Origin of the sequence: Bifidobacterium choerinum, assembly GCF_002761235.1 — a bacterium.
Classification (GTDB): domain Bacteria; phylum Actinomycetota; class Actinomycetes; order Actinomycetales; family Bifidobacteriaceae; genus Bifidobacterium; species Bifidobacterium choerinum.
Genome location: NZ_CP018044.1, coordinates 92,346 through 111,289 on the forward strand (window position 1 = coordinate 92,346; position 18,944 = coordinate 111,289).

General features: G+C 65.3%; 22 protein-coding genes and 1 rRNA gene. 8 read left to right on the forward strand and 15 right to left on the reverse strand.

The features are described 5' to 3' along the window. The first annotated feature begins 18 nt into the window (after positions 1-18). Positions 19-246: a DUF3107 domain-containing protein gene (locus BcFMB_RS00415; protein ID WP_024540687.1), complete on the forward strand. Its 228-nt coding sequence runs from the start codon at positions 19-21 to the stop codon at positions 244-246. Between the two features lie 104 nt (positions 247-350). Here BcFMB_RS00415 and BcFMB_RS00420 read toward each other — a convergent pair whose 3' ends face one another. Further along, positions 351-1,235: a PHP domain-containing protein gene (locus BcFMB_RS00420; RefSeq protein ID WP_099720715.1), complete on the reverse strand. Its 885-nt coding sequence runs from the start codon at positions 1,233-1,235 to the stop codon at positions 351-353. Between the two features lie 280 nt (positions 1,236-1,515). Between BcFMB_RS00420 and BcFMB_RS00425 the strand changes: the two genes are divergently transcribed. The 3 genes from BcFMB_RS00425 to BcFMB_RS09445 are packed head-to-tail and all read left to right on the forward strand — an operon-like array spanning position 1,516 to position 2,466. Continuing rightward, positions 1,516-2,124 (forward strand): vitamin K epoxide reductase family protein, encoded by a 609-nt coding sequence (locus BcFMB_RS00425; RefSeq protein ID WP_099721658.1) that lies wholly within the window; start codon positions 1,516-1,518, stop codon positions 2,122-2,124. Positions 2,125-2,176: 52 nt separating this feature from the next. Then, a complete protein-coding gene (locus BcFMB_RS09440; RefSeq protein ID WP_157774973.1) occupies positions 2,177-2,347 on the forward strand; it encodes a hypothetical protein in 171 nt (56 codons plus the stop codon). Further along, positions 2,329-2,466, forward strand: coding sequence for a hypothetical protein (locus BcFMB_RS09445; RefSeq protein ID WP_157774975.1), 138 nt, complete (start codon positions 2,329-2,331; stop codon positions 2,464-2,466). Before BcFMB_RS09440 ends, BcFMB_RS09445 begins: the two co-directional genes overlap by 19 nt. A 69-nt stretch (positions 2,467-2,535) precedes the next feature. On the opposite strand, the gene dapF is transcribed toward BcFMB_RS09445, so the two are convergent. Beyond that, positions 2,536-3,429, reverse strand: coding sequence for a diaminopimelate epimerase (gene dapF, locus BcFMB_RS00430; protein ID WP_099720716.1), 894 nt, complete (start codon positions 3,427-3,429; stop codon positions 2,536-2,538). A 133-nt stretch (positions 3,430-3,562) separates the two neighbouring features. Here dapF and murI point away from each other — a divergent pair, with 133 nt between their 5' ends. Together murI and BcFMB_RS00440 are read left to right on the forward strand one after the other, a co-directional pair. Then, positions 3,563-4,363 (forward strand): glutamate racemase, encoded by an 801-nt coding sequence (murI, locus tag BcFMB_RS00435; protein ID WP_099720717.1) that lies wholly within the window; start codon positions 3,563-3,565, stop codon positions 4,361-4,363. 14 nt (positions 4,364-4,377) lie between these two features. Further along, positions 4,378-5,226 carry a patatin-like phospholipase family protein gene (locus BcFMB_RS00440; RefSeq protein WP_033491488.1) on the forward strand — a complete coding sequence of 283 codons (849 nt, stop codon included), beginning with the start codon at positions 4,378-4,380 and terminating at the stop codon, positions 5,224-5,226. A gap of 34 nt (positions 5,227-5,260) precedes the next feature. Here BcFMB_RS00440 and BcFMB_RS00445 read toward each other — a convergent pair whose 3' ends face one another. The 11 genes from BcFMB_RS00445 to BcFMB_RS00495 all read right to left on the reverse strand — a co-directional run bounded on the left by BcFMB_RS00445 (position 5,261) and on the right by BcFMB_RS00495 (position 16,528). Then, a complete protein-coding gene (locus tag BcFMB_RS00445) occupies positions 5,261-6,190 on the reverse strand; it encodes an SPFH domain-containing protein (RefSeq protein WP_099720718.1) in 930 nt (309 codons plus the stop codon). A 207-nt stretch (positions 6,191-6,397) separates the two neighbouring features. After that, on the reverse strand, positions 6,398-7,303 hold the full coding sequence (locus BcFMB_RS00450) for a cysteine ABC transporter substrate-binding protein (protein WP_024540695.1): 906 nt from the start codon (positions 7,301-7,303) through the stop codon (positions 6,398-6,400). A 78-nt stretch (positions 7,304-7,381) separates the two neighbouring features. Continuing rightward, positions 7,382-8,239 carry an amino acid ABC transporter ATP-binding protein gene (locus BcFMB_RS00455; RefSeq protein WP_024540696.1) on the reverse strand — a complete coding sequence of 286 codons (858 nt, stop codon included), beginning with the start codon at positions 8,237-8,239 and terminating at the stop codon, positions 7,382-7,384. Then, positions 8,223-8,906: an amino acid ABC transporter permease gene (locus tag BcFMB_RS00460; protein WP_024540697.1), complete on the reverse strand. Its 684-nt coding sequence runs from the start codon at positions 8,904-8,906 to the stop codon at positions 8,223-8,225. The genes BcFMB_RS00455 and BcFMB_RS00460 overlap by 17 nt, the downstream gene beginning before the upstream one ends. Continuing rightward, complete coding sequence (locus tag BcFMB_RS00465) at positions 8,893-9,549, reverse strand: amino acid ABC transporter permease (protein ID WP_099720719.1); 657 nt, start codon at positions 9,547-9,549, stop codon at positions 8,893-8,895. The genes BcFMB_RS00460 and BcFMB_RS00465 overlap by 14 nt, the downstream gene beginning before the upstream one ends. A 181-nt stretch (positions 9,550-9,730) precedes the next feature. Next, positions 9,731-10,891, reverse strand: a complete 1,161-nt coding sequence (locus BcFMB_RS00470) for a pyridoxal phosphate-dependent aminotransferase (RefSeq protein ID WP_099720720.1) — start codon at positions 10,889-10,891, stop codon at positions 9,731-9,733. A 117-nt stretch (positions 10,892-11,008) separates the two neighbouring features. After that, the gene (locus BcFMB_RS00475; protein ID WP_024540700.1) at positions 11,009-11,668 is read right to left on the reverse strand and encodes a methionine ABC transporter permease; all 660 of its coding nucleotides are present in this window, start codon (positions 11,666-11,668) and stop codon (positions 11,009-11,011) included. Beyond that, positions 11,665-12,825: a methionine ABC transporter ATP-binding protein gene (locus BcFMB_RS00480; protein ID WP_099720721.1), complete on the reverse strand. Its 1,161-nt coding sequence runs from the start codon at positions 12,823-12,825 to the stop codon at positions 11,665-11,667. Before BcFMB_RS00480 ends, BcFMB_RS00475 begins: the two co-directional genes overlap by 4 nt. Before the next feature lie 9 nt (positions 12,826-12,834). After that, positions 12,835-13,710, reverse strand: coding sequence for a MetQ/NlpA family ABC transporter substrate-binding protein (locus BcFMB_RS00485; protein ID WP_024540702.1), 876 nt, complete (start codon positions 13,708-13,710; stop codon positions 12,835-12,837). Between the two features lie 156 nt (positions 13,711-13,866). Further along, on the reverse strand, positions 13,867-14,865 hold the full coding sequence (locus BcFMB_RS00490) for a ketopantoate reductase family protein (protein ID WP_099720722.1): 999 nt from the start codon (positions 14,863-14,865) through the stop codon (positions 13,867-13,869). A gap of 238 nt (positions 14,866-15,103) precedes the next feature. Continuing rightward, on the reverse strand, positions 15,104-16,528 hold the full coding sequence (locus BcFMB_RS00495; RefSeq protein WP_099720723.1) for an APC family permease: 1,425 nt from the start codon (positions 16,526-16,528) through the stop codon (positions 15,104-15,106). 307 nt (positions 16,529-16,835) lie between these two features. Here BcFMB_RS00495 and BcFMB_RS00500 point away from each other — a divergent pair, with 307 nt between their 5' ends. Together BcFMB_RS00500 and BcFMB_RS00505 are read left to right on the forward strand one after the other, a co-directional pair. Beyond that, positions 16,836-17,498, forward strand: coding sequence for a GNAT family N-acetyltransferase (locus BcFMB_RS00500; protein ID WP_033491490.1), 663 nt, complete (start codon positions 16,836-16,838; stop codon positions 17,496-17,498). 250 nt (positions 17,499-17,748) lie between these two features. Beyond that, a complete protein-coding gene (locus BcFMB_RS00505; protein WP_024540706.1) occupies positions 17,749-18,306 on the forward strand; it encodes a 3'-5' exonuclease in 558 nt (185 codons plus the stop codon). 81 nt (positions 18,307-18,387) lie between these two features. On the opposite strand, the gene BcFMB_RS10005 is transcribed toward BcFMB_RS00505, so the two are convergent. Beyond that, entirely contained in the window at positions 18,388-18,576 is a 189-nt protein-coding gene (locus BcFMB_RS10005) for a LacI family DNA-binding transcriptional regulator (RefSeq protein WP_081707920.1), read from the reverse strand. A 206-nt stretch (positions 18,577-18,782) separates the two neighbouring features. After that, positions 18,783-18,899 (reverse strand): 5S ribosomal RNA (rrf, locus tag BcFMB_RS00515). Between the last annotated feature and the right edge of the window lie 45 nt (positions 18,900-18,944).

Sequence of the window (18,944 nt, forward strand, 5' to 3'; positions counted from 1 at the left end):
ATCATCAAGGAGAGTCATATGGAAATCGAACTCGGCGTCCAGAACGTCACACGTCCGGTCACGTTCAACTCGGACGAGCCGGCGGAGCAGATCGAGCATACGATCGAGCAGGCGCTCGAAGCGCACAAGCCGATTGTGCTGATGGACAACAAGAGCCGCCGCTTCATCGTGCCGGCCGACGCGCTCGGTTATGCGATCATCGGCTCCGAGACGCGCCACGCCGTCGGCTTCGGCGCGCTCAGCTGAAGCGTCCACAAGACCCTGCACGGCCGCGAAGGGCGGCGGATTCCCGCGATTCCATATCCGCGGGATCCGCCGCCCTTCGCCGTATCCATGCCCGCCGCGGGGCGCTATTTCCACAGCGGGATCGCGCCGCGGCGCACGATCTCGGCTACCGTCGCATCGTCGGTCAGGCATTCGCCGAGCTTGTTCGGCTTGCCTTTGCCGTGCCAGTCCGATCCGCCGGTCACGAGCAGCCCGTAGCGTTCGGCGAGCATGAGCAGCCGCGCGCGCTGTTCGGGAGGGTTGCCGCGGTGCCACACCTCGAGCCCGTCGAGCCCCTCGTCGACCAGGCGCGCGATCTGCGCGTCGGACAGCAGCACCTTGTTGCGGCTCGGGTCGGCGGCGTGCGCGACGATGCTGACGCCACCGGCCTCGCCCACGGCCCGCACGACGTCGCCGGTGCTCGGCGACGGCGTTGGGATGTAGTACTTGCTGTGCGAGCTGATCGCGTCGGCGAAGGCGGCCGAACGGTCCGGGTAGACGCCGGCGGCGACGAGCGCGTCGGCGATGTGAGGACGGCCGATCGTCGTCTGGTCGCCCTCCTTGACCTGCGCGAGCACGTCGTCCCAGTCGATCGGGAAGTCCTTCGCCAGCAGCGCGACCATCTTCTTCGTCCGGGCTAGCCGCGCCGCGCGCGTCGTGCGGAACAGGTCGCAGATGCGTCTGGAGCGCGGATCGTACTGGTAGGCGAGCATATGCACCGAGACGTTGCCGTCCTGCGCCGTGATCTCGGTGCCGCGCACAAGCGGCAGCCCGAGCTCGCTCGACGCCTGCTCGGCCTGCGGCCAGCCGGCCGTCGTGTCGTGGTCGGTGATCGCCACGCCGTGCAGCCCGATCCCCTTCGCGCGCCGCACGAGCTCATGCGGCGTCTCCGTGCCGTCGGAGAACACCGTGTGGCAGTGCATATCCCATCCGCTCGTCGGCGGTGTCATCGCAATCGCTACCTTCGCCATATCTCCATCGTAAACGGTCGCGCCGCGGCGCCGCGCGCATTCGGCGAAATCACTGAGATCCGCGCAATCGCCGATTCGCCCATGCGGGCCAGCGTTTTGTACACTGTTCCACAGCGGCGCCCGCCACCGGCCGCGCCGCACCCACGTCCGACGCATCGAGGAGGCCAATATGGCAGCGAACCGGCAGCGGAGCACCCAATCCGAACAGCCGCATCAGGCGACGGCACGGCCCGTATCCATCCCGGCCAAGGAGACCGGCGCGCCGGCCGTCCCCGCCGACATGCCACGCGGCTGGCGCCACGGAGCCGTCTGGCTGTATCTCGTCATGCTCGCCGCCTCCGGCCTCGCGCTCGTCGTCTCCTTCGTCCTGTCCGCCGAGACGCTGCAGATGGCGCGCGAACCCGGCAAGCTGCTGTCGTGCGACGTCAACGCCGTGCTCTCCTGCTCCGCCGTCGCCGACTCCTGGCAGGCGGAGATCGTCAAGTTCGCCGGCCTGAGCTACCCGAACGCGTTCTTCGGCATCGCCGCCGAATCGGTGTTCTGCACGATCGCCGTCATCGGGTTGGCGCGCATGCGCATGCCGCGCTGGTTCGCGGCCTGCACATGGTTCGGCTCCCTCGCCGCGCTCGCCTACTCGTATTGGCTGACGACGCAGTCGCTGTTCGTCATCAACGCGCTGTGCCCGTGGTGCCTCGTGCTGTGCTTCGCGACGACGATCCAATTCATCGCCGTCAGCCACGTGACCGTCACCGTCCAGGGGCTGCCGACGCGCGCCGCCGGCCTGCGCAAATACTACCGCCTCAACTTCGACCTGATGGTCGACGCCGTCTGGATCGTCGCGCTCGTCACGCTCATCCTCGTCAAGGACGGCGCCTATCTCTTCGCCTGAACCGCAGCGATTGCCCGCACGATTCCCTTTCCTCTCATTGCCAAGGAGCACGATGACTTCGCCGTCCCCCTCCCCCGCGCCGCCGCGCATGACCGAACGCTGGAGCGTCTTCGCCGTCGTCGGCTTCGTCTGCGCGTGGCTGCTGCCGCCGGCCGGCCTCGCCTGCTCGATCGTCGCGCTCGCCCGCATCGCCGCGGCCATGCATTGCACGGTCGCGGCCTGACGATCGCCGGCATCGTCGTCAGCGTCGTCGTCATGCTCGCCGCGCTCGCGATCGTCGCCTGCTTCGTCTGGTTCGGCCTGATGTTCATCCCCTACGGCATGCAGCTGCGCGCGGGGTGAGCGTTCGCCCTCCCCGCGCGCAGTGGCTGTGATCCGCTGTGACCCACCGTCGACGGCGGCCACGGCGGGTCACAGCATCTCGATCTTCGCGACGATCGCCGCCGGCCCGGTCAGCATGACGTCGTCGCCGGTCACGTCGACGTCGACCTTGCCGCCGCGCACGGTGATGCGCCAATGGTTGACGCCGGTCTTCGCATGCAGCACGACGGCCGTCGCGCACAGGCCGGTGCCGCACGACAACGTCTCGCCGCAGCCGCGTTCGAACACGCGCATCGTCGCCTCGCCGCGGCCCTCGCCGTCGTCGATCTCATCGATGCGCACGAACTCGACGTTCTGTCCCTCCTCGATCGCCGGCGTCACGACCGGCGCCTCGTCGAGGTCGAGGTCCTCGAGCACCGGCAGCGTGCTGAATGCGTCCTCGACGACGGTCACGACATGCGGATTGCCCATGTCGACGAAGGTGCCCTTGCCCGAGCCGTCCGAATCCGCGACCGTCACGATGTGCGCGTCGACGTCGCCGATCTTCCAGACGCCCATGTCGACGCGGAACAGATGCGTGCCGAGCTCGTCGTTGTCGGGCATCGGCGTCAGCGTCTTGACGCCGGCGCGCGTGCCGAGCCTGAGCGGCTCGTCGCCGTCGATGCCGTGCATCGTGCGGATGAACAGCGCCGTCGCGCGCGAACCGTTGCCGCACATCTGCGCGATCGAACCGTCGGCGTTTCGGTAGTCCATGAACCACTCGGCGCCGCCGTCCTCGCACGCCTTGAGGTCCTCCTCGCTGATGTCCCCGACGTACTGCGGCTTCGTGACGCGAATCAGTCCGTCGGCGCCGATGCCGAAATGCCTGTCGCAGATCGCCGCGATCTCCTTGGGCTGCGGATCGTACGTGCCGTCCGCGTCCTCGAACATGACGAAGTCGTTGCCGGTGCCTTGCGTCTTGTATACCGTCGTTGCAATGCTCATATGCCTCACTGTACCCGCACAGCCGCCCCTTTGATTCCCCGATGCGCGTAGCGGTGCGCGCCGCTTCGTATAATGACGCCTTGGGAGGCGCGGCCCCGCGTCGCGCGCAACGGCTCTGTCAGGAGGCACCATCATGGCTTCGTCGGCTCCGATCGGCGTATTCGATTCCGGCTTGGGCGGCATCTCCGTCGTCCGTGAGATCCGCCGCGAGATGCCGCACGAGCGCATCATGTTCTTCGGCGACTCCGAGCACGCGCCCTACGGCACGAAGACGCCCGAACAGGTGCGCGCACTGTCCGAGCAGATCGTCGAGGACCTCGTCGCCCAGGGCGCCAAGGCGATCGTCATCGCCTGCAACACGGCCACGTCGGCCGCCGCAGCCGCGCTGCGCGACCACTACAATCTGCCGATCATCGGCATGGAGCCCGCGCTCAAGGTCGCCTGCGACCGCGGCCACGGACGCCGTCAGCGCGTCATCGTCGCCGCCACGCCACTGACCTTGCGTGAACACAAGTTCGCCGCGCTGATGCACCGCTTCGAATCCGGCCACACGATCTTCCCGCAGCCGTGCCCCGAACTCGTCCGCATCGTCGAGGAGGGACGGCTCGCCGACCACGACCTCGTCATGCGCACGCTCCACGGTTACTTCGACCGCTACGACCTCGACTCGATCGACTCGGTCGTGCTCGGCTGCACCCATTTCATCTTCTACCGCGACTACTTCCGCGAACTGCTGCCCGACAACGTCGCGATCGTCGACGGCAACGCCGGCACCGTCCACCATCTCGACGTCATCCTCGAATCGCTCGGCGCGCTCGCGCCCGACACGGCCGAAGGCGGCGCCACGCTGACGAACTCTGACCCGTCGCCGCGTGTCGCCGCGCTCGCCGAGGAACTGCTGGAAACCGGCGGCGAAACCGGTCTGCGGCGGTGACGTACAATGCTCGAATGACGAACAGCACAGCAATCATCGACGTCGGCGGCGGTTTCCGCGCGATCTTCGGCGCCGGAGTCCTCGACCGCTGCCTCGACGAAGGCATCTCCTTCGACCACGCCTACGGCATCTCCGCGGGCAGCGCGAACCTCGCGTCGTTCATCGCAAGGCAGAACACGCGCGCGCACCGCTTCTACACCGAATTCGCGTTCCGCAAGGAATATGCGAGCATGGACGCCTACGTGCGCACCGGCAACTACTGCGACCTCGACTACGTCTACGGCACATTGAGCAACCACGACGGCGAATACCCGCTCGACTACGAGGCCTTCGCCGCCAACCCGACCGAATTCACCGTCGTCGCCGCCGACGGCCTGACCGGCGAACCGCACTATTTCACGAAGCACGACATGCGCTACGACGACTACACGATCCTCAAGGCGTCCTCGGCCGTGCCGGTCGCCTGCAAGCCCGTCGTCATCGACGACGTGCCGTACTTCGACGGCGGCATCGCCGACCCGGTCCCGGTGCAGCGCGCCGTCGACGCCGGCTACGACCGCATCGTCGTCGTACTGACGCGGCTGAAGGACGTGCTGCGCGAACAGCACAAGGACGTCGCCCCGGCGAAGCTGCTCTCGCACTCCTATCCGGCCGCCGGCGAGGCGCTGCTCAACCGCTACCGCACCTACAACGACGAGGTCGCGCTCGCCAAACGCTACGAGCAGGAGGGCCGCGTGCTCATCCTCGCCCCCGAGGACCTCTACGGGCTGTCGACGATGTCGAAGACCTACGAGGGGCTCGAGCGCATGTACCGCGCCGGCTACGCGGCCGCCGAGCCGATCGCCGCATTCCTCGCCTCCTGACCGTCGCCATCACGGCCGCATCGCCGGACCCGGATCAGGCGCGCGGCGCCGGCGGCATCGTCGTCGGCGCGTTCTCCTGCGCGGTGAGCATCGCGTTCGTCATCTGCTCGTATAGGTCGCGGTAGCCGCCCGGCGTCGACGCCGGCAGCACGACCGTCTTGCCGTTCGGCGAGTCGGAGAGCGAGCGCAGCACGTCGAGGTACTGGTTGAACAGCACGACGTTGTTCACTTCGGTGATGTCCATGCCGACGGCCTGCAGGCTCTTGATCTGGTCGACGATGCCGGTCGCGATCTCGCGGCGGTAGTTCGCCTGGCCCTCGCCCTGCAGACGCACCTTCTCGGCCTCGGCGGCCGCCTGCGTCTCGATCTGGATGCGCTGCGCCTCGGCGCGCTGGCGCGTCGCCTCCTTTTCGCGCTGCGCGGCGTTGATCGAATCCATCGCCGCCTTGACGGCTGGACTCGGGTCGATCGACGTGATCAGCGTCTTGACGACGGTGAAGCCGAAGCGCATCATCTCGGCGCCGACGGTCTGCTGGACGTCGGCGGCGACCGAGTCCTTCTTCGCGAAGGCGTCGTCGAGCGTGAGCATCGGGATCGCGCTTCTGAGCGCGTCCTCCATGTAGGCGCGCAGCTGGCCCGCCGGGTCGCGCAGCTCGTAGTAGGCCTTCGCCACGTCGGCGGCGTTGACGCGGTACTGCGTGCTCGCGACGATCTCGACGAACACGTTGTCGAGCGTCTTCGTCTCGATCTTGACGTTGAGCTGGCTGACGCGCATGTTCGTCTTCATCGCGATCTGGTCGACGAAGGGGATCTTCACATGGATGCCGGCGAAGGTCACCTTCTTGAACTTGCCGAACCGTTCGATGATGTACGCCTGCTGCTGCGGCACGATGTAGCACGAGCAGCACAGCACGACGATCAGCAGGACGGCGACGACGATCAGCGCAATGGTGCCTGGGGTCATGGTGGTTACCTCGTTTCCTGTGCCCGCACGGGCACAATGGCTTCCACTGTACCGCGCCGGTGCCGCCCGCCGCGTCGCCGTTCCGAGAGCCGGAACGGGCCGCGTTCCTTGCCACCGAACATGGCGCGGCCCCGCGCATCCGTCCGGGATGCGCGGGGCCGCGATGGCAGTGCGTCAGAGCCGTCGTCATGCCGACGGCCGGGCGTATCACTTGTCGAGTTCGCCGCTTTCGACGACGATGTCGTCGGGGTTGACCTCGTCGCCGTAGACCGGCTTGAGCGTCTTCTCGAAGTCCTTGTGGAAGAAGTTCTCCTTGCCGAGCTTGACGATCTCGTCATTGATGTAGTCGAGCAGCTGCGTGTTGCCCTTCTGCACAGCGGCGGCGATGACGTCGACGTCGCCGATGTCGGTGACGCCCACCTTGAAGCCCTTGTTGGCCTTCGCCCAGGCGAGCACCTCGGTGTTGTCGGTGCTCATCGCGTCGCCGCGGCCGTCGAGCAGCGCGTTGTAGGCATCCGCGTACTGGTCGTACTTCTGCAGCTTGATCTCCGGATGGTTCTTCTCGAAGTAGGTCTCGGCCGTCGTGCCCTTCGCGACGATGAGCGTCTTGCCTTTGAGCTGGCTGACGTCGGTGATCTCGTTGCTCTCCGGCGAGACGATGCCGAGCGAGACCTTCATGTACGGCTTCGAGAAGTCGACCTTCTCGGCGCGTTCCGGCGTCTCGGTGAAGTTCGCGAGCGTCACGTCGACCTTGTTCGACGCGAGCACGTCGACGCGCGCGGCCGGATCGACCGACGTGTATGCCGGCTTGACGCCGAGTCCCTTGGCGAGCGCCTCGGCGAATTCGATGTCGTAGCCGGCGTACTTGCCGTCCTGATCCACATAGCCGAAGGGCGCCTTGTCCGAGAAGACGGCGATGCGCAGTTCACCGGACTTCTTGATCTCGTCGAGCGTGCGCGCCTTCGCCGTCGTCGTGTTCGACGTATCGGAGGAGCCGGCTTCGCTTGGCGTGGATGCGGACGGCCCGCAGGCCGCGACCGCCGTCACCATCATGACGGCGGCGCCCGCCGCTGCAATCGCCCTGCCCAGCTGTTTGAAAATGGATGAGCTCATCTGCGTTCCTTTCCGTGCTCTTCCGTGGTCTTTATGGTCAAATCTTCTGTTCGGCGCGCCGTGTTCGCGGCCGTCCGCTCATGAGGCGTCGAATGCCTCGAGGTCCTGCTCCGCCTGCTGGCTGCGGTGGCGGACGAAGTCGAAGGAGTGCAGGAACTCCCTGGCGCGTTCGGTCTTCGGATGCGTGAAGAACTCCTCGGCGTCGGACGAACGTTCCTCGATCCTGCCGTCGGCGAGCAGGATCACGCGGTCGGCGATCGCGCGCGCGAAGCTCATCTCGTGCGTGACGATGAGCATCGTCTGTCCGGCGTCGGCGAGTTCGACGACGACTTCGAGCACCTCGTGCACCATCTCCGGGTCGAGCGCCGCCGTGATCTCGTCGAGCAGCAGGATCTCCGGATGCAGGATCAGCGCGCGGCAGATCGCGACGCGCTGACGCTGGCCGCCCGAGAGCTCATGCGGCTTCGCGTGCGCGCGGTCGGCCAGATGCACGCGCTCGAGCAGTTCGAGCGCCTCGCGCTCCACCTCGTCCTTCTTGCGCTTCTGCACGAGCAGCGGCGCCATCGTGATGTTGCCGAGCACGTCCTTGTTCGGGAACAGGTCGTAGCTTTGGAACACCATGCCGAACTTCGTGCGCAGCTCCTCGCTGCGCTTGACGCGCCCGCTTTTCTCGTTGCCGGGCCTGCCGGTCTCGATGACCCTGCCGTCGAGCGCGATCGTGCCGCCCTGGATCGGCTCGAGGCCGGCAATCGTGCGCAGCAGCGTCGACTTGCCGGAACCCGACGGGCCGACGATGACGAGGACCTTGCCCTTGGGCACCTCGAAGGAGATGCCGTCGAACACGTTCGTGTCGGCGTCCGCGTAATGCTTCTTCAGATCGGTCACCTTGAGCGCGATCGCCTCGTCGCGCCGGGTATGCTCAGTCGTTTCGGTCATTCGCCCACCTTTTCTCCAGTGCATGTGCCACGAGCGACAGCGGCCAGCACACGATGAAGTACATCAGGAAGATCACGCCGTAGACCCACAGCGTGCCCGTCGGATATTGGAATCGGTTCGCGTCGATGATCTGCTGGCCGACCTTGATCACCTCGACGACGCCGAGCAGCACGGCCAGTGACGTCGTCTTGACGATGCGCGTCGCGAGGTTGACCGAACCCGGCAGCAGCCGGCGCACGGCCTGCGGCAGGATCACATGGATGAAGGCCTGCCAGTTGCTCAGTCCCAGCATGTACGCCGTCTCGTGCTGCACTTCGGGAATCGACTGCAGCGCGCCGCGTGTCAGGTCGCCGAGTTCGGCGCCGCCCCACAGCACGAAGACGAGCACGCAGGCGCCGGTCGCGTCGAGGTTCCAGTTCCAGGCGCGCGCGATGCCGTAGTATGCGATGAACAGCAGCGCAAGCTGCGGCATGATGCGGATGAAATCGAGGTAGACGCGCATGATGAAGCGGATGACCGGATTGCGCAGCGTCATCAGCCAGCCGCAGACGAGGCCGACCGGCACGCTCATCGCCACCGAGACGGCGGCGATCCAGATCGTCACCCACAGGCCCTGCAGCAAACGCGGGAAGACGCCCGGTTCGAGCAGGATGTTAGCGCCTTGCATAGTCGAACCTCCTCTCGAGCCATGTGCCGAGGATCGAAATCGGCAGCAGGATGATCAGGTAGGTCACAATGAGCATGAACAGCGACTCGTAGGTGTTGTAGGTGATGCCCATCAGGTCCTTCGCCATGTACATGACGTCGGCGAGCGCGATCGCCGAGACGACCGACGACTCTTTGATCAGGAAGATGACGTTCGCGACGAAGCCCGGCGTCGAGACGCTGATCGCCTGCGGGATGACGACGTGCACGAGCGTCTGCATGCGATTGAAACCGAGCATGTACGCGTTCTCGCGCTGGATCTGCGGCACCGCCTGCAGTCCCGCACGCATCGATTCGGCCATGTACGAGCCTCCGAGGAAGCCGAGGCCGATGATCGCGCACATTTCCGCCGACCAGACGAAGCCGAGCTTCGGCAGGCCGAAATACAGGAAGTACAGCTGCACGAGCAATGGCGTGTTGCGGCTGACCTCGATGTACACGGCGACGATCTGCCGCAGCACCGGGATGCGCGCCGTCTGGATCGCCGCGCATATGCCTCCGGTGATGATGGCGAGCGCGATGCCGAACACGGAGATGAACAGCGTCATCCACGCGCCGTTCACGAAGAACGGGGCATATCGCTCGATGAACGACCAGTCGAGCATCCGCTGATTCCTCCTTCGCTGCCGTCGGGTTCAGTCGCAGGCGACCTTCCCGAGAGTGTGACCGATGATTGTTGCCATGCCACATGATATTCCACTATGTGGCTATTGCTTATGGACGATTGCGCCGCGTGACGTCCCGTGACGGGGTACGCGGCGGATGGCTTGCGCCGATGATCCGCCCTCAACAACACCGGCCGATGCGCGCCACGGCGTCGGCGAGACGCTCGCGCGGCTGCAGCAGGCTCAGGCGCACATGATCGGCGCCGACGCGGCCGAAGCAGGAACCGGGCAGCACGGCGACGCCGGCGCCGTCGAGCAGCTCGTCGGCGAAACGGTCGCCGTCGAGGCCCTCCGGTGCGCGCATCCACACATACAATCCGCCCGGCGAATCGAAGAGATCGTATCCCAGTTCGCGCAGGCCGCCGGCGACGACGGCGCGGCGCGCCGCATAGCGCGCCGCCTGCCGTGCCACGCCGCTCTGGTCGCTTTCCAGAGCGGACGCGCCGGCGTCCTGTACGAACGAAGTAATCATAGAACCCATTTGATAATGGAATTTCCGCGCCACGTCAACCACCTGTTCACTGCCGGCGATAAATCCGGCCCTCCAACCGGCCATCGCGTACATCTTCGACAGCGAGCACACCTCGACCGCGCGTTCGTCGACGCCGGTCGCCTCGAGCAGGCTCGGCTGCCGCTCCCGCACGCCCAGCCCGGCGTAGGCGAAGTCGTGCAGCACGATGAAGTCGTGGGCGTGCGCGAGTTCGACCGCACGACGCAGGAACGAGGCCGGCGCCTGCGCGCCGGTCGGGTTGTTCGGGTAGTTGAGCACGAGCAGGCGCACGCCGTCCCAGACATGCGCCGGTACGGCGTCGAGGTCGGGCAGCCAGCCGAGCTCGGCGCGCGCCGGCAGCAGCAGCTCGCGCGCGCCGCGCAGCGCAGCCATGCCATGGTACGACGGATAGTACGGATCGGCGAACGCGACGACGTCCCCGGCGTCGAGCAGCACGCTGAACAGCGTCGCCAGGCCGTCGACGGCGCCTTCGACGGCGAGGAGCTCGCGCGACGGGTCGAGCGTCACGCCGTGTTCACGTCCGTACCAGCCGGCCGCCGCGTCGAGGAAGCGCCGCTTGCCGTCGAAGGGCGTGTAGCGCGCGTTGTCCGGATCGTCGACGCCGGCGCGCGCCGCCTCGCGGACGAACGGTTCGGGGAAACCGTCCGGATTGCCCTTCGACAGGTCGATGACGTCGGCGCCTGCACGTCTCGCCTCGGCCACTTTCCTGTCCATCCTCTCGAAGACGTTCGCCGGCATGTTCGCCGTGACCGTCGAGAACCGCACGCCCATGACGCTCCTTCCCTATTGCTCTGTTGATTGCTCTGTTGTCCTGTTGTCCGTCGCCGCCATTGCCCGCGCGGGGCGCGGATCCATGCATGTCCATATGGCCCATATCCCGAGCGCCGTCTAATGCGTGGCCTTGAGCGCGATGCGGTCGCCGACCCATTGGATGAGCTGCACGACGGCGACGAGCAGCAGCACGACGGCGACGAGCACGCCGGTCTCATAGCGGTTGTAGCCGTATTGGATCGCAAGGTCGCCTATGCCGCCGGCGCCGATCGTGCCGACCATCGCCGAATAGCCGAGCAGCGAGACGATCGTCAGCACGATGCCGCGGATGAGGCCGGGCAGCGCCTGCGGGAACACGGCGCCGACGATGATCTGCCGCACCGGTGCACCGGTCGAGATCGCCGCTTCGAGCAGACCGTCGTCCACTTCCTGGAATGCGCTTTCGGCGACGCGGGCGAAGAACGGGATCGCCGCGATCGACAGCGCGATCGCGCCTCCCGTCGGCGTGTACGGGTCGCCGATGATCAGCTGGATGAGCGGGATCAGCACGACGAGCAGGATGAGGAACGGCATCGAACGGATCGCGTTGACGACGAATCCGACGGCTTCGTTGACGATCCTGTTCGGCGTGAACAGCCGGTGCTGCGTGAGGAACAGCAGGATCGCGAGCGCCGTGCCGAACACGACGCCGACCAGCGTCGCGATGCCGACCATCGTGCACGTCTCCCACAACGCCCGTCCCAGGTTCTCCCTGAGGATCTCGATCGTGTCGTTCATGCGAGCACCTCCTTATGCGCATCGCCGTCGTATGCGTCGGCGGCATGCGCCGACGGCCTCGTGCCGTATGCGTCGTCCGCGAAGATCGCGTCGACGCTCGCGCCGATGTCGTCGTTGAGCGCGACGCTCAGTTCGCGCGCATCGGCGACGCGCGACGTGAGCTCGTCGATCGCCGCCTGCACGACGAACGCGCCCCGCTGTCCCTCCTGCCGCGCGCTCACCAGCACGATGAGCGTGCCGATCGCCTGCGTGCCGAAGTAGCCGACATTGCCGTGCAGGACGTTGATCGACACTTCGAAATGCCGTGAGACGTCGCTGATGAGCGGCTCGAGCGCGCCTTCGTCCTTGTATCGCAATTCGATGAGACGTCCCGACGGCAGCTGCGGCACGAGCCGCCTCGGGATCGCGACGCCGAGATAGCGTTCGACGAGCGCGCGCGTCGTCTCGTGATGTGGGGAGCCGAACACGTCGAAGGTCGTGCCCTGTTCGACGATGACGCCATGTTCCATGACGGCGACGTGGTCGAAGATCGCCTTCGCGACGTCGAACTGGTGCGTGATGAAGACGATCGTGACGCCGAGCTCGGCGTTGACGCGCTTGAGCAGCGCGAGGATCCCCTCGGTCGTCTCCGGGTCGAGCGCGCTCGTCGCCTCGTCGCACAGCAGGATGCGCGGATGGTTCGCGAGGGCACGCGCGATCGACACGCGCTGCCTCTGCCCTCCGGAAAGCTGCGACGGGTAGCTGTCGATCTTCTCCTCAAGCCCGACGAGCCTGAGCAGCTCCTCGATGCGCGCACGGTGCCGCGACTTCGGCACATGCGCCGCCTTGAGCGCGAACGCGATGTTCTGCGCGACGGTCACGTTGTCGATGAGGTTGAAGCTCTGGAAGACGAAGCCGATGCCGCTGCGCAGTTTGCGCAGCGCCGTCCCGCGCAGCGCCGTCACGTCGCGCCCGTCGATGACGACACGGCCCGACGTCGGGCGCTCGAGGAGGTTGATCGTGCGCACGAGCGTCGATTTGCCGGCCCCCGAGAAGCCGACGATCCCGAAGATCTCGCCTTCCTCGATGTGCACGCTCGCGTGGCTGACCGCCTCGACGGAACGTCCGTCGCTTTCGAAGACGACCGAGACGTCGTCCAAGGTGATGATGTCCGTCATCGTCTCCCCCTATTCGTTCCAGCCCGCCGGCTTGCCGAAGTCCCTGAAGCGGCTCGCGGCGATCGCGCTCTTGAATTCGTCGCTGCTGAGCAGTGCCCGGACGGTCTTCGCGAAATGCGTGTCCTTGTTCGCTCCCGCGACCGCGAACACCTCGATGACGCCGTCGTCCTGCCGTTCGAGCGCGAGCGCGTCCTTCGGGTCGAGCCCCGCCGCCCACGAGTAGTTGCCGGGCACGAGCGCGACGTCGACGGTGTCGAGCGAACGCGCGAGCTGCGCGGCGTCGATCGGTTTGATGTCGAGATGCCTGGGATTGTCGGCGATGTCGCTGACCGACGCCTTCGTCGCGTCGATGCCGTCCTTGAGCGTCACGAGCCCGTTCTGCTCGAGGACGCCGAGGCTGCGTGCGAGGTTCGATCCGTCGTTCGCGACCGCGACGCTCGCGCCGTCGGCGATGTCGTCGATCGACGCGAACGTCTTCGAATAGACGCCGAGGCCGAGCGTCGGCGTCTGTCCGAGCGAGACGAGGTCGAGGCCGTTGTCGGCGCTGAACTTCTTCAGGTAGTTGCCGTGCTGCATGAGGTTCGCGTCGATCCTGCCGCTCGCGAGCGCCTTGTCCGGCTGCACGTAGTCGTTGAAGGTCTTCGTCGTCAGTGCGTAGCCGTCGTCCTTCAGGAGCGGCGCGATGACCTCGTCGATCATCTCCCCGTACGGCCCGGGGCATACGCCGACCGTGATCGTCGTCGTCTCGCCGTCCTTCGGCGTCGGGATCTGCTCGGCCGATGCGCTGCGCGCGTCACCGCATGCGCTGTTCGCGATGATGACCGCGCCGGCGAGCACGGCGGCCGCCGTGCGGATGAGCGTGTGGATGCGCTGCTTCGTCGTCATGATGGTTGTCGTCTCCTTGATCGCTTGCTCGAATGGTGATGTTCCTGCATACGTCGCTGTGGTCATGCGTGGTTTCGGGCGTGTTCGCCCAGGCCGCCGCGTGGTGCGGACCATGCGGCGGCCGTCCGGATGCCGGTTCTTGGACCTCGTCGCCTCTCAGCGTCCGTCGATCGCCTGCTGCGTGGCGATGTCGGGATGGTGGATCGCGAACGCATGCTCGGCGAGGTGCACCTCATGCGTCACGAACTCGTGGAGCGGGCACGGCGCGCCGTGCTCGCGCCCAAGGCGTGCGATGTAACCGTTGATGTAGTCGACTTCGGTCGGGCGGCATCTCGTGAGGTCCTGGTACATCGACGGATAATGCAGGGGATGCGCGACCGCGGCCGTATGCATTATCGTCTCCACCTCGCTTTCCCTCGTACCGGGAAGCGTGATGCCGGCGCGTTCCGCCGCCGTGTACGCTTCGTCGACGAGCCGGCGCGTCAGGACCGGGGCGCTTGGATGCTCGGCGAATTCACCGAAACGGATCTCGTACATCGTGCACAGCGTGTTGAGCACCGAGTTGAACACGATCTTCGCGAAGCACATGCCGAGGAAATGCGGCGCGATCGTCGGATTGAGCGTCGCCGCCTGGAAATCTCGGTACAACGCGAGCTCGACGGGATCGTCGGCGGCATCGTGGCCGTCGTACGCGCACATGTGCATCGCCTTCGCGTGGACGCCCCCGGTGAAGTTGAAATCGCCGGGACCGTAGACGTACGCGCCGATGAGCGCCGTGCCGCCATAGATATGGTCCTTCGCGAAGTATTCCGCGAGATGTTCGAAATGGCCGTAGCCGTTCATCGCCGAGAACACATGGTGGCGCGGGCGGATGCATACGCTGACGCGCTCGAGGAGCCCCGGGAGCTGATGCTGCTTGACGAAGACGATCCACACATCGGGGTCGCCGTCGTACTCCTCCGGGTAGTACACGTCGATCGGCACAAGGTGACGTCCCTCGCCGTCCTGCGACACATACGCGCCGCCCTGTGCGCGTATCCGCTCGACGTTCGGCGTCCACGCGTCGATGAAGTCGACGTCGGCGTGCGCATGCTCCTGCAGCAGCACACCGTACTGGACGCCCATGCCGCCGGCCCCAAGAATCGCGTATCTCATGCGTCGTCCCTCCTTGCATATCGTCGCTTTTCCGAACGTATTATTCGTCGTGCGCAGACCCTCTGCCGTGCCTGCGTGACACACTGTACGGCACCTCACAAGCCGAAACGGCGGCGCCGCTATAGCAAAAATCGATACGATGCTCAACATGCGTGCGAACGCGCCAATCAATCGGAAAAACAAGCGCCGCCACGACGGAAATATCGTGACGGCGCTTGCCGAATATGGAGGGATATGGTCAGACGACCTTGCGTTCGAGGTCCATCGTGCGATGCATGCCCTTCGTCCACACAAGGTAATAGACGATGCCGAGCGCCGTCCAGATCAGTCCGACGATCCACACGGTCCAGCCCAGGGAGATGAAGATGACGAAGGTCACGACCGCGCCGATGAGCGGGCACAGGATCGTGCGCCAGAACGAACGGCCGCGATAGCCGCGCGCCTTGATCCCCAGACCCCAGATGACGACGATGTTGAGCATGCAATAGGTGGACAGCGCGCCGAAGTTGCTCACCTTCGCCGCCGTGTTCTGGCCCAGGAGGATGAACACGAAGATGAGCACGAGGTTCACGGCCGCCGTGAACAGCGTGGCGCCGACCGGCACGTTCGTCTTCTTGTCGTACTTGGCGAGGAACTTCGGCAGGCCGCCGTCGACGGCCATCGTGTACATGAGGCTCGAGATCGCCGTCATGCCGGACAGCGACGTGAACAGGCCGAGCGCGAGCGCGTTCGTGACGGCGCAGACGACGCCGAGCCACTTGCCGGCGAGTCCGGCCACCTCGTAGAAGCCGCTGTTCTGGTTCGCCTGCAGGATGTTGCCGGAGGGATCCATGCACATCGTCAGGAAGCTCATCGACATGTACAGGAAGCCGAGGATGAGGACGATGATGATCATCGCCTTGCCCGGCGCCTTCTTCGGACGCACGCATTGGTCGTCGAGCGTCACGATCGAGCCGAATCCCACATAGGACAGCGCGCACAGCGAGACGGCGCTCATCATCGCGCCCATGTCGAACTTGCCGGGGTTGAAGAACGCGGTGCCGGAGAAGTGCGCGGTCTGCGGATGCTTGCAGACGTAGATGACGCCGAATACGAAGAACAGCGCCAGCACGATGAGCTCGGCCGCGAGCGCGAGCTTGTCGACTAGGACGGTAGCGCCCATGCCGCGCATCGCGATCGCCGTGATGACGACGAGGAAGCCGACGCACCACACCCATACCGGGATATGCGGCAGATACTCGTGCAGCGCGTTCGCCGCCATGAGCAGCATGATCGCCGGCGTGATCAGATACTGCAGGATCATCAGCCATCCGACGACGAAGCCGACCGAGTCGTTCATCTCATGCGACGCGTAGATGTAGATGCTGCCGCTCGACGGGAACAACGGCACCATCATGCCGAAGGACAATGCCGTGAACAGCATCGCGACCATCGCGATGAGATAGGCGATCGCCGGCATGCCGTGGGATACGGAGGCGACCGACGCGATGATCGAGAACGGCGCGATCGGCACCATGAAGATCATGCCGAAGACGATGAGGTCCTTCGTCGTCAGCGTTCGTTTGACGACCGATTTCGTCGCGGTCGCCTGGGAGCCGTCGATTTTGCCCGTCTTCCCCGTCTTGACGGCGGATTGCCCTGTGCCTTGTACGTTCCCGGACATGATTCCTCGCTCCTTCATATTGGTGGCGTTCCTACGCTTGCGGCGGCATGCCCGCGCGCCGCGACGACAACGTGCGCCATGCGCGGCGGATGCGCATGGCGCATCGGTCCTCCCATGGCGGGGCCTGACCGTTCTACGTGTAATATAGCTCACCGGCCCGGTGCCGGTTCCCCTCACGCCGGGCTTTTCCTCACAGCGTCGAAAACGCCGGCGTCCACATCGCGCTACCCGGCGCCGTGTTCGTCCATGCGGGACGCAGGCGGTCCGGCCTGCGCTTTTGGCTATGCCTTGAGAGACGATGATGCCTATGTTTGTGCGTCATGCAACTTTGGACGACCTCGATGCTCTTTCCAGTATTGAATCAGCGTGCTTCCCTCCCAAGGAGGCCGCGGACATCGAAAGGCTCGCGAATCGCATCGAGACGTATCCGGAGCATTTCTGGCTGCTCGTCAACCCGGACGCCGATGCGTCGGACGCCTGTTTCCCGGCGCATCTCGCCGACGGCATGCTCGTCAGCTTCATCAACGGCATGACGACCAACGTCGCCGATCTGACCGACGCGATGTACGAGCAGGCCAATCTGCATGACGAGGACGGTTCCTGGCAGATGATCCTCGGCGTCGACACGGCGCCGGTCTACCAGCATCGCGGCTGCGCGGCCTATCTGATGCGCCGCGTCATCCTCGATTCGGCAATCGCCCACCGCGCCGGCATCGTGCTTGCCTGCAAGGAGCGGCTCATCGGCTTCTATCAGGGCTTCGGCTTCGTCAACGAAGGCCCGAGCGCCTCGACGCACGGCAACGCGATATGGTACCAGATGCGGCTGCGGCTTGGACGGCAGGCCGACGGCGACGAGATCGACGAGGCCTATGACATCACGGCGAGCAACATCCGCAAGGCGATGGAGGAGACGACGTCGTACATGGACCACGGCCATACGATCACGGCGCAGTTCCCGGTGCTCAGATAACCGTTGCCGACCGAGCGGCCGGATGCCGGACATCCGCTCCCGGAAAACGGGATGGCTGCGTCCCTGCCGTCTGCGATTTGCGAACACCTTGCGCATAAACTGGAACTCGCGCCGCATTCACGGCGGTTTTACATTAGACTCGGCACTAGAAACAACATGGGAGCAGCGCACGGCCGATCCCCGTACAAGGCAGCCGACAGAGGGTCGCCGATGCGTTGGATATCAGAGAGGAATCACGATGTCCGTAGTCATCCGGCCAGCCGAACGCCTACCGAAGGATTACACGGCGCTCGATCTGGAGACGACCGGTCTGAGCGCGCAGCGTGATCGCATCACCGAGATCGGTGCGGTGAAGATCCGCAACGGCAGGATCGTCGACACCTTCGATCAGCTCGTCGATCCGGGCACGCTCATCACACCCAACATCACACGACTGACCGGCATCACCAACGAGATGGTCGAGGGTATGCCGTCGCTCGAGGCCGTGCTCGGCCCGTTCATCGATTTCCTCGAGGACGACGTCGTCATCGGCCATAACATCCGCTTCGACATGGGCTTCCTCGCCGAGGCCGAGCACCGCATATTGGGGTTCACGAACCATTTCATGCGTCCGACATTGGACACGATGACGATCGACAAGCATCTGTTCCCCTCGGAACGGCATCGTCTCGTCGATCTGATCCAGCGTTACGGCATCGCCGACGTCGAAGAGCATCGTGCGCTTTCGGATGCGACGCAGACCTACCAGTGCCTTGAATGGCAGCGCCGCTACATCTCCTGCGACGCCGCCGTCCTCCCCCAGAGCTGACAAGCACAACCGGCGTGCGGCACATATCCTGAAGGCCTCGGACAGGACATGTCCGAGGCCTTCAGGATAGCGGTCGTCCGATCATCCCACCTTGTGCAGGACAAACGAAGATAGCAGTGGCCAAACAGTGTTATGGGATATCATCCCCGCACATGCGGGGCAAACTGTCAACGAAGTGGACCTTTTGTTGTTGAGTACGAGCGAGACCGCCGCCGGCGACACTTCGGCCTCCTTGGCGATCTCCTTGAGCGTCACACGTTTGCGCATCATTCCCCGATTCGATGGCTGCCGTGATCCGTCCACGACAGGACAATGCAGTCGTGTTCCATTGTAGGTCCATGCGATGCATCATGCATTCGCAAAAAGGCGAAGGTTTGTTGGTTGGGGTGTTGTTGGGTTGTCCGCTGGTTTCGGGGTGTGGGTATGGGAAAGCCCCGGACCGGTGTGCCGATTCGGGGCTTTCGTGTGAAGTGTGGGTGCGGCGGCGTGCTACTCTCCCACACCCTGTCGGGTGCAGTACCATCGCCGTGCCAGGTCTTAGCTTCCGGGTTCGGAATGGGGCCGGGCGTCTCCCCTGGGCTGTGACCGCCGCAAGACTTGTTGTTCTGTTATCCATGTTCCCGACCCGTCGGGCCGGT